The 15,819-nt window shown below is 60.9% G+C and carries 12 protein-coding genes; 6 read left to right on the top strand and 6 right to left on the bottom strand.

What is annotated here, in order from left to right; all coding sequences use genetic code 11:
• Positions 1-12: 12 nt before the first annotated feature.
• Genes PLJ71_09495 through PLJ71_09470 form a run of 6 tightly spaced genes read right to left on the bottom strand, consistent with a single transcriptional unit; the run spans position 13 to position 6,051 of the window.
• Positions 13-1,464: a DUF4350 domain-containing protein gene (locus PLJ71_09495; protein HQM48912.1), complete on the bottom strand. Its 1,452-nt coding sequence runs from the start codon at positions 1,462-1,464 to the stop codon at positions 13-15.
• Entirely contained in the window at positions 1,448-3,232 is a 1,785-nt protein-coding gene (locus PLJ71_09490; protein ID HQM48911.1) for a hypothetical protein, read from the bottom strand. Before PLJ71_09490 ends, PLJ71_09495 begins: the two co-directional genes overlap by 17 nt.
• The gene (locus PLJ71_09485) at positions 3,229-3,555 is read right to left on the bottom strand and encodes a rhomboid family protein (GenBank protein ID HQM48910.1); all 327 of its coding nucleotides are present in this window, start codon (positions 3,553-3,555) and stop codon (positions 3,229-3,231) included. The genes PLJ71_09490 and PLJ71_09485 overlap by 4 nt, the downstream gene beginning before the upstream one ends.
• A gap of 3 nt (positions 3,556-3,558) precedes the next feature.
• The gene (locus PLJ71_09480; protein HQM48909.1) at positions 3,559-4,617 is read right to left on the bottom strand and encodes a hypothetical protein; all 1,059 of its coding nucleotides are present in this window, start codon (positions 4,615-4,617) and stop codon (positions 3,559-3,561) included.
• Positions 4,617-5,243 (bottom strand): hypothetical protein, encoded by a 627-nt coding sequence (locus PLJ71_09475; protein HQM48908.1) that lies wholly within the window; start codon positions 5,241-5,243, stop codon positions 4,617-4,619. The genes PLJ71_09480 and PLJ71_09475 overlap by 1 nt, the downstream gene beginning before the upstream one ends.
• A 13-nt stretch (positions 5,244-5,256) precedes the next feature.
• Positions 5,257-6,051: an RDD family protein gene (locus tag PLJ71_09470; GenBank protein ID HQM48907.1), complete on the bottom strand. Its 795-nt coding sequence runs from the start codon at positions 6,049-6,051 to the stop codon at positions 5,257-5,259.
• 1,037 nt (positions 6,052-7,088) lie between these two features.
• On the opposite strand from PLJ71_09470, the gene PLJ71_09465 reads away from it, so the two are divergent.
• From PLJ71_09465 to PLJ71_09440, 6 genes are all read left to right on the top strand, one after another.
• Positions 7,089-9,236 (top strand): ribonucleoside triphosphate reductase, encoded by a 2,148-nt coding sequence (locus tag PLJ71_09465; protein HQM48906.1) that lies wholly within the window; start codon positions 7,089-7,091, stop codon positions 9,234-9,236.
• Entirely contained in the window at positions 9,233-9,952 is a 720-nt protein-coding gene (locus tag PLJ71_09460) for an anaerobic ribonucleoside-triphosphate reductase activating protein (protein ID HQM48905.1), read from the top strand. Before PLJ71_09465 ends, PLJ71_09460 begins: the two co-directional genes overlap by 4 nt.
• A 390-nt stretch (positions 9,953-10,342) precedes the next feature.
• Entirely contained in the window at positions 10,343-11,542 is a 1,200-nt protein-coding gene (locus PLJ71_09455; protein ID HQM48904.1) for a hypothetical protein, read from the top strand.
• A 66-nt stretch (positions 11,543-11,608) separates the two neighbouring features.
• A complete protein-coding gene (locus PLJ71_09450) occupies positions 11,609-13,975 on the top strand; it encodes an alpha-galactosidase (protein ID HQM48903.1) in 2,367 nt (788 codons plus the stop codon).
• A 286-nt stretch (positions 13,976-14,261) separates the two neighbouring features.
• A complete protein-coding gene (locus PLJ71_09445; protein HQM48902.1) occupies positions 14,262-14,543 on the top strand; it encodes an Lrp/AsnC ligand binding domain-containing protein in 282 nt (93 codons plus the stop codon).
• Between the two features lie 52 nt (positions 14,544-14,595).
• Positions 14,596-15,588, top strand: coding sequence for a thymidylate synthase (locus PLJ71_09440; GenBank protein ID HQM48901.1), 993 nt, complete (start codon positions 14,596-14,598; stop codon positions 15,586-15,588).
• Positions 15,589-15,819 lie beyond the last annotated feature (231 nt).

The raw sequence follows: 15,819 nt of genomic DNA, 5'->3' as shown, positions 1-15,819 counted from the left end.
ATCTCCTTGCGTTTATTGACCGCGTTTGGAAAGAACCGCGACGATGTTCTGGTAAGCCTCGACGGTGTCGGCGCCGGCAAGGGGCGTCTTGGGCGTCCGTGCGGCAATCCTCTCGGCGGCTTCCAGTCTCTTTGCATTCTTTGGCGACCGCCCGAAGGCCTGACGCCATTCCGTCAGGCAGACATCCAGGAGTTCGCGTGTGGGAATGCTTCGTTTCAAGAGGTTTGCGAGCCCGGAGAGGGCGTCGCGGCCCTGCGCTTGCACGACCACGTTTCCCTCGCCGCGGGCTTCGTACCGGGGCGTCAGCGGGCACGTGCTCTTCCATACATACAACAGGGCCAGGACCGCCAGCCCGATGAACAGGCCGTGCATGCGGTATTGCCGGGCCAATACCATAACCCCTGACCCTTCCTGGATGCCCAGATGCGTCTCATCAAATATCACCCGCCGGCTGCTTCCCACCACCCACGCCAGGAGCCCGGGATGCGGCGCTTGCCGCAGGGCCTCGTTACTGAACGGAAACGAGTCCGAGAGGAATACGATCGTTCCCATGCCGTAATCGCGCTCGATGGCGACGGGGCGGGTGTCGACCGCGTAGATTGTCCGCCATGTGTCGCTGACATTCTTGAAATACATGGCGCTGTGCCATGCGAGGCTTTCAGGGAGAATCGCGTCGTCACATTGACGTTCCGCCGTGAGCGGCGTGTATCCGCCATGCCCATCCGGTTCGAGGCTCGTGTAGGTGATGCCGGCTCCCCAGCGTTCCTCGACCGAAACGTATTTCGCATACTCGCGCTTCGGCGGTTCCTTTTCCTCTTCGGAGCCGTTCTTGCCGGACTCTTCCGTTGAGCCTTCTGCCTTCGCGGGTTGCTCAGACGTCTCCGCCGGCGCGGGCTTTTCGGTGTGCGGCGCCGTCTCGGGGCTTTCCTCAACTGTTTCGGGCTCGTCTTCCGGGGCAGCCGCTTGTTGTTCGGGGCCCTCCTTTGCCGCAGCCTCGCCGTTATCGTTCTCTTCCTTGGCCTTATCTTTTTCCTTGGCAGCTTTTTTGTCCTTCTCGATAGCTTCCTCGGTCTCGCGGTCGATTTGTTCCCACATCCCCTCCTGGGCTTCCGGCGCGAAGGCTATGACGAGGCGTCCGCCGCGGCTCGGGATTTCCTCGACCATCTCGAACACGGATTCCGGAAGCTCGCCGCCAGGGCTGTCGCCTAAGAAGAGGCAGGTCGCGCTGCGCTGTGCGCCCAGTGTCCGAATCGGGGCGAGATTGCGATCAACATGGAGGCCGGGCAGCGCCTGCATGCTCTCGAAGAAGGCCCTCGCGCCCAGCGGATCCGCCCTAAACGTCGAGTAGCGCGGATAAAAAGTACCCGTCTCAGCGCGCAGGGCCAACAGATGCAGGAGTCCCCCGACAAAACTCGCCGCGAGGACGAGTCCGATGGCCGCAAAGGTCCTATTCCGGTTCCACATAACGTCGCAAACGGTCCTGTTTCTCGGCGAACTGAAGCACATCCGGCGGCGTCACGCGCCGGGTGCCATACCACACACTTTCGAACACGGACATGCCGTCGGAAAACGTTTCCAGGAGGCCGGGCGCCGCATGCGCCCTCCGCGCCAACTCGCGCTGGTATTCGCGGTTGGACTTGCCCTTCGCGATACGGATGAAATTCGTGCGGCCCAGAAGGGCCAATCCGCCGAGAAACAGGGCCCGCAACGCCAGCCGCGGTTCGTTCTTATCGAGAAAATCGCGCGCCATGGCCAGCCACCCGCTCTCGGGAAGGTCGGCGGCCGATACGTTCTCGTCCTCGATGTCCACCTCGACCGCGATAGCCTCCGTTTCCTCCCGGGCCTTCAAGCGCCACGACCGGAACACCAGCATGACCAAGAAGAAGACCAACGCCACAAGGAGCACTATCAGCAAGGCTGTCAACAGAAACCGGGCCCCGCCCAGCCATCCGAAAGACCCGCGCAGATTGGGAGGCGCATCGGGAATCAGCCAGCGGATGAATCGCGCGATTGCCTCGACCGCCTTCTGGAGCATATCTCGCAATCGCTTGAAGAAATTCAGAATCGCTTCCCGCACCGGTGCGAGCGCGTCGTTTTCCTCACTGTGCTCGGGGGTCACCCGGGGCTGGCGCCAGCGGTAGATGTCGTGTTCAAGGGTCTCGGCGATGGCGCGCTCCAACGTGTCCGCATCAACCGAGAGTTCGGCTTCCGCCTCCTCTTGCGGGGCGGGGTTTTCCTGCGCGCGGGCCGGTCCGGCGGCGCACAGCACGGCCAGACCCGCGACCAGCACCAGGCATCCTGTGCGAACGATTCGCCGCAGCGCAACCCGTAGATCGGCGCCGGTCTCGCGGGATTCCCAGTAGAAACACCGCAGCACAAACGCCGCTTTTACCAAGGGGTCCATAAGAAGATAGGCCATGCCGCCCACCGCGGCGCTCATCAAGGTGCTGTCATACATCAACCCGCTCTGCAATGAAGTGCTCTGAATCCCCAGGAACATGCGGCCCAATTCAGGAATAAGCACGAGCACGATCTCGAGATTCAGCGTGACCGCGAACCCGAGCGGGCACAGAATCAACAGCGAGAGCCGAAAAAGCACGCTGTACAAGAAGGTCCACGATTCCGGGACCGTGGCCGTGAAGACCGGCAGCAACACAAGGTAGGCCAGGAGCCCCACCAAGACCAGGACCGGGCTCAACAGCCAAATCACGAAAAAGCTCTGCTGAGGCCATTGTTTTGCGTGTTCCCACGACTGCTGGGACAGCGCGGAGACGCTCCGGTGTTCGCCGTCGCCCAGAATGGAGATGTTTTGGAGGAATCCGTAGACATACAGGAACGGAATGACCGTGAGAAGCGAGGGGATCAGCATGAGGAATCCCGCCGCGTGAAGAAAAGCCTGGGTCGCGGTGAGATGCATGAGGCGTCTGAACGACCATTGCGGCGCGGGTTCTTCCCGCACAAGGGCCAGCAATCGGCGCGCATACACCGTTTGCCACGCCTTCATCCATGCGAAAGCAACGGCGACAAACAGCGCGCCCGAAGCCCGGTGGTAGTGCGCATACGCGCTGTAGCTCATGTCCGCCCAGAAATACAGCAGCGTCATCACGAACGGTATCGAACCGAGATAGTAGGCAACCAGGCAAGCGGGCGGCGCCGAGCGCACCAGATGCAGCGCCTCTTCCGTGAGGGCGATGCCGCCTCGCTCGATGCCTGTCTGTCTGTCGAGCCTCACAAGTTCTCCCACCATGACGACCGGAGCAGAGTGCCATCGTGAAACGACGATGGAATCGAGATCAGCGCCCGGCCCAGTCCATACGCGAGCAGCCATGTCAGGGCAATGCCCGCCGCAAGCTGAAGGCCTTGTAATGGTACCGTGACGAAAAACCGGCTTTGCGGTTCCGAGACATGCAGGCCCTCAATGCATTTCGCGCACAAAATGCGGCCTTCATGCTCGGTAATGCATTCCCGGCAGTAAAAGCGGCCGCACTCGAGGCATTGCGCAGCGGCCTCGCGCATCGCGTGGTTGAAACAACGCTGATGAACCAGGTCCACCATGAGTTACGGTTGCTCCTCCTCGCCGGTTTCCTCCAGCGGCTCGTGGGCGGGATACGTCTCGCGCATGGCCGGCCCGCCTGTCTCCGGTCTTTTCCGGCTTCGGCCGCGGAACTGCGCTAGAAAATAGAACCCGAATAGCGAGAGCGCCAGCTCGATGGTCATCGTAATGATAATGTTGGTCAGGAACCCTTCGTGCTCCCATACGTTCATCTCTCCCGTGAAGAAGAGGAACTGAAAGAATTCGTTTGGTGTGACGGAACCGGAGACGACCTTGCTGACGACCAGGTAGGCGGTGCATACCCAGCCCATGACCCGGAGTTCGTTTGTCACGTGCCGCGTGTGTTGCATCACCAGAGCCCCTACAAGAGACCCCACGATCATCGCCAAATTGATCACCGCCAGCGTGTATACCAGGCGATCCAGTTGAATAAGCACCACCGCGCTGATTACGGTGCTGAGCAACAGCGAAATGAAAAGCAGCGCATGGGCCCACCCGTTGTAGTCGCGGCGTTGCGGCGCGCGCCGTTCCAGCACGGGTCTGGCGGGTTCGGCGGCTTCGGGGCCCGCATACCAGGCCGGCATGTCCGTTTCCGCAAGAGGCGCGGTTCCATCGGTCTGTTGCACGCGCGCGATCTCCCGCCGTAACAGATGAAACGCCTCCCGGGCGGTCCGAAGCCGCCGCAGCGACCGTATTTCCTCGATCTGAACTGCCGTGCGGACATGGAAGGCGCACGTCGGACCCCGCCGCCAATGCACCAGCGAACCGGCGAGGAGCGCCAGGGACGGAAGCGCCAGAATCCCCACGGCCCAGGGGGAAGCGCTCTTTACCTGAGCCGCAATCATGGGCAGCGAGCAGGCAAAAGCCAGCGTGAGCAGAAGCGCGTGCCACCGAACGTAGCGCCGCGTCTGCCGGAGCGTTATGGCCTGGATGTCGCCATACGCAAAACGTTTGGCATGCTGAGAAAACAGCTGCCGTCTGAAATACAGCAAATGTTCGGGCCCCAGCCAGGCATCGGTGCCCCGGCCCAGCCGCCGATACGCTCTTTCAACCGGCAGACTCATTACACGCCTATATCCTCTAACCCAAACAACGGCAAGAACGCCAGCATCGTCACCAGAATCGCGCCAAGGGCAAGCAATAGCTCCAGTCCGGCGAGGATCGCCGCCGCGCTCATGGCGGCGCTGGGACTGCCATCGGGCAGCCGCGAAACGTTCCAATGCCTGACAACCAGGTACAACACAAGAGGCGCTGTAAACAGCATGACATAGGGCACACACAGAAACGTGAAAAACAGCGGCCAGACAGCCAGGTGAAACGCGATGCTCTCGTACCGGGTCGTCTCGGGCAGGAGCAATCCCGGCCCTGTTTCATATTCTCGGCGCGTAAGACATCTGGGGCAAATGTGGTTCCCCTCGAAATCAATATCGCACAATGTGCACAAGAAGGCGCCGCACTCATTGCATACTACGCTGGCTTTTTTCGCCGGGTGGTACAAGCAGCTGCTCTCGCCCTCCGCCATCACGTTCTCAGCGGGAATGCCCGCGCCATGTTGCCGGAACAGTGCGGGAAATGTGGCGAGCTCGTAATAAGCGCTGCAATGGGGACACTGGCGGGGTCCCGTGACCGTTTCGGAAGGCTCCGGCAGAGGAACGCCGCAGTCAAGGCATGTCAATAAGGTATCGGCCATGATCGTCTTCTGATTAGGTCCCTATCACCCGCGTGTTGCAGATGTAATCGTGCAGCGCGCGCTTCTCGCTGTCGAACGCCGCGATGATGTAGCCTATCCCAAACGTCATGCCCGTGACGAATTCGCCCCAGAAACGGGCAAATGCCCGGAGATAGGTCATCTCCTGCATGTCCGCCGTTACCACCCGCAGACGGCATACCATCTTGCCCGGCGTAGCGCCGAAACGGCCAACAAACAATGTCACGTAGACCATGTTTATCCCCCACATCACCCCGTTCATCAGGACTTGGTACCCAACAAAAAGAAATGGATTGGGCTCGGATTCGCCCGTGGTCCCCACCATCAGGAATCCCAACACGAGCATCAAGACGAACGATGCGGGCGCCAAGATGATCCCGTCGATGATCTTGGCCGCAAGCCGGGGCCAGAATCCGCCAAACCGCACTTCCTGTGCGCCCGTCAGGGGCACACCCTCGCGCAGGCGCTGCAGATACAGCGGTTTACAGGCCGCGCAGACCAAGTGCTGGCCTATGTATATGACCTCTTCAGCCGGGTATATGGTGCCGCATACCATGCATTGCGCCGTGGGCGCATCGAACCCGGCGCTCCCGTAGGCCGAGGCGCCGTCGGGCGCGCTGACGGCCGCCGTCAGTTCCGGAGCTGCAATGCGGGCCGGAGCCCAGTCCTGCATCCCCGCGCGCCAGAGCAGAGTTTCCGGCGTGATCTCGCCGCGAAGCGCGAGGTCGGCCAGCGTCGAATCCGGCACGGGGCCGGTTTGTTCGGTCCCTCGAATGTAATACCAGTCCACGACAGGTCCTTTTGCCTGTTAAGGAGACAAGAAGCGCGTGGGGATGCGCGCTGAACAGACCCGGCCACTTCCGGCGGAAGACCCGCGGCTGCCTCACTCTGTTAACCTACACGCCTACCCGTGTTCTATTCGATGCGGCCCGCGGAACGCCAGTTTCTCATCCCGCTATGGGATAGCCGATGACCTCCCTGAAAGTCAACACTTCCGGGCAATGATTGCGAGTTTGCGGCGGCGAGATGTACGGTAGTGCATCGCGCCGCCCGAGCCCGATCTTTTCCACCACGAATAATGTTCGATTGCGCGTCTGCGCGGGCCGGCAACAGGGGCGCGTATTTTTGCCTTCTCCGCTTGTGGGACCGCCGCCTCCCGCGAGCACGGCATCGCAAGCGTCTTGCGTGCATTTCTTCGATGTGGAGCAAGCGTCTTGCTCACGATCCTGTCTTTCGCGGCAGTGTTTTCGCAAGGAGCCGGGCCCGTGAGAGTGTCATGAAATTTCTTCAACTCAATAATAACAATAAAAACCAGCCTGTTAATCTTTTGTAATCGTACTGATTACAGTATGTTACGAGAATTGGCGGGCTTTTGGGCCTTGAATCAGGTTTCTTTCCGGGCTTATATTTTGTATTGACAAGACGGGTGTACCCCTATATACTGTGGTTCATGGCGAGTATGTGGCATGGGGAGTTGCTGCGTGGTGCCATCGCCAAGGCAGTTTTATCAGTGGTGTAAAGAGACACTTGATGCTGAAACAGGTTGTGCGGCGCAGTGTTAATTATGCTAAAAACCCGAATGGTTGCGCTGTGAGCGTACCTGCCTGAACCTGTGAATCAGCCGGTCGTTATTGGGGAAAACCCTCGTCAAGAGGGTGAAGGAAGCAGGCCGGGGACGACGCTCGATGCCTTGGCCAGACACGTAGGCGGCAAAGCCGGGAGGGGAGCGCATGGGCCTGAGGAGCGTTCGGGCCTTTTTGCCTCAGCGGGTCAGTATAGAAATCGCATACAGGCAGTCATTCCGCATTTGGGGAAAGGAAAGCGCGCATGTTCGAGCGGATCCGTAAACGCGACGGCAGGATCGAGAAGTTTCATCCGGAGAAGATCACGTGGGCTATTTTCAAGGCCGCCTCGGCGTGTGGGGGCGACGATTTCGGCCGGGCGGAACAGCTTTCTGCCGAGGTTTTGCGCATGGCGCAGGCGCGGTTCAACGGGAACGTACCCGATGTTGAGAGCGTGCAAGACCTTGTCGAGAAAGTTCTTATCGAGAAGGGTCATGCCCGCACCGCCAAAGCCTACATACTCTACCGCGAAAAACGGGCTGGAGCCCGCAATCTCAATGCCCTTATCGGCGCGACCATTGAGATGTTTTCGGATTACCTGGGAGACCGAGATTGGCGCATCAAAGAAAACGCCAATATGCAGAAGAGCATCAACGGCCTGAACAACTACGTCCGCGAGTTCTTTACAAAGAACTACTGGCTTCACGAGGTTTACCCGGTCGAGGTGCGCGAAGCGCACGAGAGCGGCGACGCCCATATCCATGACCTCGGGTGGCTGGGCGCCTACTGCGCGGGCTGGGATTTGCGGCAACTCCTCATGATGGGGTTCGGCGGCGTCCCGGGCAAGGTGGAGAGCCGTCCCGCGAAGCATCTGCGGTCGTTTCTCGGGCAGATTGTAAACTCGACGTTTACGACTCAGGGCGAGTCGGCGGGCGCTCAGGCATGGTCCAGTTTCGACACCTATTGCGCGCCCTTCATCCGCTACGACGGACTGACCTTCGAGCAGGTCAAACAATGTCTACAGGAGTTCATCTTTAACATTAACGTTCCGACCCGCGTCGGTTTCCAGTGTCCGTTCTCGAACCTTACCTTTGACCTCACGGTGCCCAAGACCCTCAAAGAGCAGGCGGTGATCATCGGGGGCAAAGTGATGGACGCCACGTACGGCGATTTTCAGGCCGAGATGGACGTCTTGAACGAGGCGTTCTGCGAGGTGATGGAGGAAGGCGACGCCAAAGGGCGCGTTTTTACGTTTCCCATTCCCACGATCAATATCACGAAAGATTTTGACTGGGATTCGCCCGCGGTGAACGCGTTCATGCGCATCACGGGCAAATACGGCATTCCCTATTTCGCCAACTACATCAACTCCGAGTTGTCGCCCGAGGATGCGGTTTCGATGTGCTGCCGCCTTCGTCTCAATACGTCTGAACTGCGGTTGCGGGGCGGCGGACTATTCGGGAGCAATCCCCTGACGGGCTCAATTGGCGTGTTCACCATCAACCTGCCGCGGATTGGTTATCTGTCCACGACGATGGATGAGTTCAAGATGCGCCTCTGGCGGCTGGTGCAGGTCGGCAAGACCTCCCTGGAGATCAAACGCAAGATCGTCGAGCAACAGACTGAACAGGGTCTATACCCTTACTCGGCCCACTACCTCGAGACGGTGAAGGAACGCACGGGCGAGTACTGGCACAATCATTTCAGCACCATCGGCGTTCTGGGGATGAACGAGGCGCTGCTGAACTTCCTGGGCACGGACGTGGCGTCTCCGGAGGGCCGGCAGTTTGCCTCCGAGATACTGGGATACGTCCGCGATCTGCTGGTCGAGATTCAGAATGATACCGGGCACGTGTACAACCTCGAAGCCACCCCCGCGGAAGGCACCGCGTACCGCCTGGCCAGGCTCGACAAGGCCCGTTACCCGGACATCATCACCGCCAGCGAAGGAACCCCGTACTACACCAACTCGAGCCAGTTACCCGTGGGGTATACGGACGACCTCTTCGAGGCGCTTGAGCTTCAAGACGAACTCCAGTCGATGTATACCGGCGGCACCGTATTGCATGCATACCTTGGCGAGAGCATCGAGGACATCGAAGTCTGCAAATGCCTGGTCCGGCGCGCCTTCCAACGGTTCAAGCTGCCCTACCTCTCGCTGACCCCGACCTTCAGCATCTGTCAGGACCACGGGTATATCCGGGGCGAACATTTCCGGTGTCCGGACTGCGGTTCCGAGACCGAGGTCTGGTCGCGCGTTACCGGATACCTGCGGCCCGTCGACAACTACAACGAAGGCAAGAAGCAGGAATACTTCGATCGGCGCAAGTTCAAAGTGCCGCGCGAGGTTATCGAGGAAACGGCTGCGGCGCCCGCCGAAGCGGCGCCGGCCGGAGTGGAAAACGTGGCGTGAACATTGCCGGATTCCAGAGACTGTCGACGGTAGACTGGCCGGGATGCGTCTCGGCCGTCGTGTTCACGCCTGACTGTACCATGAATTGCGCCTATTGCCACAACCGCATCTTGCTGGATGGCGTCCGGAGCCCTCGTATCGCCGAGGTTGGTGTCCTGGCCATGCTTGAACGCCGCAGGGGATTTCTCGACGGTCTGGTCCTTACAGGCGGCGAACCCACCATCCAAGCCGGCCTCGAGAGCTTCATTCGAACGGTACGCCGTCTCGGGTTTGCCATAAAACTCGATACCAACGGCACCCGCCCCGAGGTGTTGAAACGCCTCATCGAGCAGGACCTTCTCGATTATGTCGCCATGGACGTCAAAGCGCCGTATCCTCTCTACGAGGAGGTCTGCGGCGGTCCTGTCGAGCTGGATGCCGTGAAAGCGAGCATCGGCTGTCTGCTCGAGGGGTCCCTTCCCTATGAATTCCGCACCACGGTGCTGCCGTATTTCCAGCCGGAGCACATCGCAGCCATTGCGCGCGCTATCCGCGGGGCGGAACGGTACGTTCTTCAGCAATTCCGCCCCGACAAAGAGATCGTCCTCCGCGATCACCGGCTTGCCGAACCGCCTCATTCCGCGGAGTGGTTTGCTGCCCGTGTCGCTGAACTTCGCTGCGAGCTTAGCGATGTTTCGACGCGCGGGATCGACCTCCGCGCCGCAAATACCGCCTGACGCCCTTCCCGCTGGTGTATTGAATCAGAGCCAACGCGGTCTGCAGACACGCGGGTCAAAGCCAACCGCAGGGCAACGTGCGCAGGAAACGTCCTTTCAACGATCCTCAACCTCCCGAGTAATTGCGTTACCACTCCTCGGCGCCAACGGCGAGTGCGGCGCGATTGTTGCCCGGCCGGGCATTTCTGTCTCCGTTCGTACCGAAGAGGGCTCGAAAACGAGCCGGCCGATGTGGATAATCTCCCCGTACCGGAAGCCATGAATGGAGAGAAGCCCGGCTTTTACGGGACAGGGCGGTGTCAGGACCATGCACCCGCTCGTTTTCGCATTCGGTGCTTTTCTCCGCAACAAACGGCCGCGGAATTTCAAACTGGTGGAGTAGGCATGACAATGAAAAGACGGAGATTTTTTCAATTGGCGGCGGGGACGGTCGCGGGGCTTGCGTTCGGCCGTGCGCGGACTCAGGTAACGGAGGCCGGGCGGCCGGCAATTGTCGATGAAGCCATGGGGCAGCGGGTACGCGTCTATTTCGATGATCTTTGTGCCTGGATCATGAGTCTCGATGTAGGCAGCCATCAACTGAAGGGAACCGATGACACCGCCGAATCGATCTTCATCAACGGCAACTTTGCCCGGGTGTTAATGGCGTCGTACCGCATTACGGGCAACCGCGCGCATCTCGATGAGGCCCTGCGCTGGTGCGACACTTTCTGCTCCATTCAACAAATGACGAAGACCTCGAAGGGCGAAGACGCCGGATACTGGCCCGACCTCGGGCCCCAGGGCAACATCTATTTCGGCGACGCGGGCACGGCCGCCCACGCGTTGGCGGTCATCTGCAAGGAGGCCGATGCGGACCGCCAGGCCGTCTACCGCGGGGCCATGGAGCGCATGGCCCGGTTCGTGATAGACGGTTGCGCGGAGGATCCCCAGGGGTTGGGGCGCGAAGCCGCGAACAGCTGGGTCATCCGGGAAGGCCGCGACGCGGGCGCGCTCGGCTGCGGGTATTACCAGGGCAAGCTGAGCGTCGAACCGTACACGATCGCGACTGCCACCACCGGCGGCGCGTTCTTTTCCGAGCTATACGCGGTCACGAGCAATCCAGAATACGGGCAACTGGCCCTCGGCGCGGTGAAGTGGTTGCTTAAGACGCGCAAAGACGATGGCGAGATTCCTTACACTCTGGCAGGGAAGACCCTCGATTCATGGCCTCTCGATACTTTGTCGTATTGCGCCGAGGCCTTCATTGCGTCGGACCTCTTGCTCAAGGAAGACTCGCTGAGCCAGGCCATGCGCCGGGAGCTCGAACCCAGCGTGCAGTGGATGCTCGAGCGCCAGAATCCGGACGGGTCGTGGGGAAAACTGCGAAGCGCGGACCAGCAGCGCAGCCCGCGCGCCGTGACGCTCCTGACGTGGGCCTATCCCTGGACGGAAAAGCACGAAGAAGTCGCGAAGGCCGTGAACGCCTACTGCGCCTTTCTTCTCGAACCGGAAAACAGCAAAGCATACGGCATTAAGGAACTCGTGCGGACCAGCGGGTTCGCCGGTCTCGCACTCGCCGATATCCTTCAGCCTGACTGCACGTTTTGAGGACCGGGGACATGGGCCACGGCGGCGTGGCTGCGGGCAGATGCGTCCCCTGCCGGAGGAAATGAGATGTTGTGGACATTGCTTTCCGCACTGTGCGCGCTGGGCCAGGCAAATGAGATAGACGCGCATCTTCTTCAGAATGAGTATGTCGAACTGCGTGTCAGGGCTGCCGAGGGGCGATTCTCGATTCGTGACAAGCGGTCCGGGCGCATGGCGGTCGACGACGCGGCTGTCGAGGGGGGCGGGGGAGCTTGCGCGTCATTTCGTGCCGAAGTGCCGGCATTTGGCGAGGGGAACGGTCTGGAGATTACCCAGTCATCAGGAGAACACTGCCGGATCACGCTGTTTTCGGGGAGTCCGTTCGTGTTTCTGCAGCGAACGATGGCCGAGTCGCCTGACACACCCGTTCGCCGCCTGGATGTCCTCGAGGCGCGGCTGGGTCTTGGGCCGGCGGAGTCGCTGAAGGCATTGGGCACCGCGGGTCTCACCGCCCCCGGCGGGCATCCCGGCAGCTACTCGTTCCTCGCGGTTGCCGAGCCCGAGACGCGCGCGGGCGTGGTGGCGGGATGGGTTACGCACGATCGCGGCAGCGGAGTCCTATTCTCGGGCGTTGAAGACGGACATGTCCTGGTGCGTGCCCGTGTGGATTACGGCGGTCTGAAGAAGGGCGGGGAGTCCGAGCTGCTGGTATTGGGATACTTCGGCGATGCCCGCCTGGGACTCGAGGCGTATGCGGACCTTGTAGCCAGGTATTACCGGATTTCGCTTCCTCCCATTCCCTCGGGCTATTGCACGTGGTACTCGAGCCCGCATGGCGGCGCGTCCGATGAGAAGCACCTTGTCGAACTGGCGGAGTTTGCGAAAGAAAAGCTCAAACCCTTTGGCTTCGATTTCATACAGATTGACGACCAGTGGCAGGGGCAGCCCCGGGATTCGCGGGAACTGGACCTTGGCGGCAAGCCGGAGGAATACCTTGGCAAGCGCGCCGATCTGCCCCTGCAGCGAGAGCGCATCTGGTGGTGGGGCCCTCATGCGGATTTCACTGCTCCTGCTGCAACCGGCCCGTACGGCGGCGGCATGAAACCCGTCGCCGAACGGTTGTCTGAGCTGGGCTTCATGCCCGGCCTCTGGATCATGCCGTTTGCATGGGATCCCATGGCGCCTGCGCTGAAGAGCCGCCATGACTGGTTCGTGAAACGGCCCGGCGGGAGCCTCCATTACGCCTATTGGGCCGGGTGGAGCCTCGACATGACCCACCCCGAGGCACGGGGCTTCTTAAACGAAACCGTTGGCCGGATTGCGAACGATTGGGGGTACAAATACTTCAAACTCGATGCGCTCTTTTCCGGTATGGCGGGCGAGCAGCTCTATATCAACGATCCCTACAGGGAAGACGACTTGGGCGAGGCCGTCTTCCATGATGAAACCATGACGCCCGTGGAAGCCTACCGCCTCGGTGTGCGCACGGTGCGCGAGGCCGCGGGCGAAGACGCGTTTATCCTCGGGTGCAACGTTTCCCAGAACATGCGGACATTGGGGGCGAGCTTTGGCTTGGTCGATGCCATGCGGATCGGTCCAGACAATGGCGCGGACTGGAACAGTCTGCAGGCGGGACCCTGGCACGGCAGCAACCGCTACTTTCTCCACGGACGGGTGTGGTACAACGACCCGGACCCTGTCTACGTGCGCGACTCGATGCCCATTCAACACGCCCGGTTGCTCTGTTCGTGGGTGGCGTTGAGCGGCCAGTTGACGGTTGCCAGCGATTGGTTGCCGGGCCTGTCGAAGGAGCGGCTTGACATTCTCAAGCGGATACTGCCCAACCACGGTCTGCGTCCGCGGCCCGTAGACCTGTTCGAGCGCGAACTGCCCGCGATCTGGCTGCTTACTGGCGACCGCGGCGGCGAGCGCCGCGACGTGGCCGGTCTGTTCAACTGGGACCAGCAGAATGCCGTCGCGATGGAGTGCTCTGCCGACAAACTCGGTCTCCCGAAAGCTGTGCGATACGTGGGTTTCGACTTCTGGGCAAACGATTTTATCGAGCCGTTCTCCGGCGCGCTGCGGATGGAAGTGCCGGCCGGCTCGTGCCGGATTCTGGCGCTCGCGCCCGAGGCGTCCCATCCCCGGGTCATCAGCACCAGCCGCCACATCTCCCAGGGTATCGTCGACCTGCAGGGCGAAACCTGGGATGCCGCGGCGTGCGTTCTCGCGGGGGAAAGCCGGTTGGTCGCGGGGGACCCCTATGAGCTGCGGATTGTCCTGCCCGCTGAAGGCATATGGACCGTACGCGGCGTCAGTGCGAATGCCGAGGATGTTGCGACGCGCTTTGGCCAGAACGGCCGCTGCGTGCGCGTGATGCTCGAGTCCCCGAGGAGCGGACCGGTCGGCTGGCGCATCGCGTTTGCAGTCGAACACAGCGTTCAGGGCTCCTGAGCGCGGACAGCGGGAAACAGGACCGCAGGGACGAAAGAGACCCGAAGGGCGGGGGAGAACGGCGCGGCCCGGCAACGGGGGGTGAGTTTTTCCGCCCGTCAATATGTCTTATCCGTTGTGGAACCCGCGTACTTGCCGGTCATTGCAGGTCAAGCATGCTTGTCTGCGATTCGCTGCGTTGACTCGGGATGTCCATGCGCTTACCATACCTGTGGGCAGGACGACCTTTCCGGCGTGGCAAGTCCGCGGGCTGCCGCGCCGTTCATGCAACCAGGAGGCGATATTCATGGTACATGCGTTTGTATTGGCCAGCGTCAAGAGAGACCGGATTAACGAGACGGCCCAGGAGCTTCTGAAGATCGACGGCGTTGCGGAAGTGTATTCGATCGCCGGCGACTGGGACCTGATCATCATCATCCGCGCACGGGAGAACGACCAGCTTGCTGCCATCGTGACGGAGCACATGCTGAAACTCGATGGTCTCCTGAACACGACCACGCTCATCGGCTTTCGCGCGTACAGCAACTACGACCTCGAACGCATGTTCAGCATCGGTTTCCAGGGGTGACGAGGGTGCTTATGATAGGCCATCAGCACCGCACAGGGGGAGGAGCCGCCGTATGAATCAGGAGACCGGGAACGAGGGACGCATCCCGACATTACACGTCGTGGCGGATACCATTCCGCAGGCCCATTACCGCGCCATGAAGGCGGTGTGGCAGCACGGCCTGGCTATCCGTACGGAATACGACCGCAAGGACGCCAAGGGCGCGTACATCGATCCGCCCAGCCGTGACGCCCGCGTGCTCATCGAAGTACAGAATCCGTTTGGCGAGCCGCGTTTTCCGCCGCTGTCGTTCTGCGAGATTGGGACCTATATTGCCGAGATCATGGGGATCAAAGACCACATGGTCGTGCCGATGGAGCAACTGAAGGAGGCGCTCTCAGGCGAGTTGTCGGCGAAGGAATGGCCGTATACGTACCATCAGCGCCTGTTTGCGCATCCGGACGTGAACGGGGATACGGTGGACCAGATGGCCATGGCCATCGAACGTATTGCGAAAACACCTTATTCGCGGCGGGCCGTAGCGACCACGTCGGTGCCGAACATTGATCCCTATCTGAAAGAAGACGTGCCGTGCTTGCGCGAGGTGCAGTTGCGGTGCCCGGAAGACGCCGGCGGAAACCTGGTCCTCAATATGAACACCATGTGGCGGTCGCGCGACTTGTACAAGGCATGGCCGGACAACGTCATCGGCATCACCTTCCTGCAACAGGCCGTGGCGAAGCAGATCGCGGCGAAGTCCGGCCGCAACGTGCGCGTGGGAAGCTACGCGGACTACAGCTCGGCCATGCACATTTACGGCCAGGATTTTGGCGCAGTGGGAGGGGACGCGGAACGCGGATTGCAGAGTTTCTTCGATACCTTCGACGAAGAGTCCTACCTGGCGCGCTCGTTGTCGAGTGAACACGCCGCCGAAATGCTGGTGCTGCCGCAACTGCGGGAACTGGTGTCTGACCGGCTCGCGGCGCAGTGGAGGTTTCCCAAAGAAGCGCTCGCTCTGGGCGAAAGGCTCATCGCGGATATCGAATCCCACGCGCTTTCGGCATAGAGAAGAAGGCAGCTCCAAACGGTTCGCGCGCGGGCAGGTCCGTGGTTTCAAGCCGGTTAAGAGGGCGAGCCCTTCTTGACCTCGGATACCGCCTTCATGACGTTGAGCGCCTCGTCGCGCGTGATGGGGAAACCTTTGCGCCCAGCATGCCCAACAGCCTGGGAAAGGCATTTCTCGCGCCAAACCGCCGGCCGGCAAGCCGCAGGAATATTCCTGGGTATCCCCGGAGCA

Source organism: Candidatus Hydrogenedentota bacterium (assembly GCA_035416745.1).
Taxonomy (GTDB): domain Bacteria; phylum Hydrogenedentota; class Hydrogenedentia; order Hydrogenedentales; family SLHB01; genus UBA2224.
The sequence above is the reverse complement of the archived record's forward strand: the minus strand, read 5'-3'. Positions and strand labels throughout refer to the sequence as shown.

Bases quoted from the DNA above. Each gene is read 5' to 3' on its own strand.
- PLJ71_09475 (HQM48908.1), bottom strand. From the start codon at position 5,243: ATGGCCGATACCTTATTGACATGCCTTGACTGCGGCGTTCCTCTGCCG.
- PLJ71_09445 (HQM48902.1), top strand. From the start codon at position 14,262: ATGGTACATGCGTTTGTATTGGCCAGCGTCAAGAGAGACCGGATTAAC.
- PLJ71_09485 (HQM48910.1), bottom strand. From the start codon at position 3,555: ATGGTGGACCTGGTTCATCAGCGTTGTTTCAACCACGCGATGCGCGAG.
- PLJ71_09465 (HQM48906.1), top strand. From the start codon at position 7,089: ATGTTCGAGCGGATCCGTAAACGCGACGGCAGGATCGAGAAGTTTCAT.
- PLJ71_09450 (HQM48903.1), top strand. From the start codon at position 11,609: ATGTTGTGGACATTGCTTTCCGCACTGTGCGCGCTGGGCCAGGCAAAT.
- PLJ71_09455 (HQM48904.1), top strand. From the start codon at position 10,343: ATGAAAAGACGGAGATTTTTTCAATTGGCGGCGGGGACGGTCGCGGGG.
- PLJ71_09440 (HQM48901.1), top strand. From the start codon at position 14,596: ATGAATCAGGAGACCGGGAACGAGGGACGCATCCCGACATTACACGTC.
- PLJ71_09495 (HQM48912.1), bottom strand. From the start codon at position 1,464: ATGTGGAACCGGAATAGGACCTTTGCGGCCATCGGACTCGTCCTCGCG.
- PLJ71_09480 (HQM48909.1), bottom strand. From the start codon at position 4,617: ATGAGTCTGCCGGTTGAAAGAGCGTATCGGCGGCTGGGCCGGGGCACC.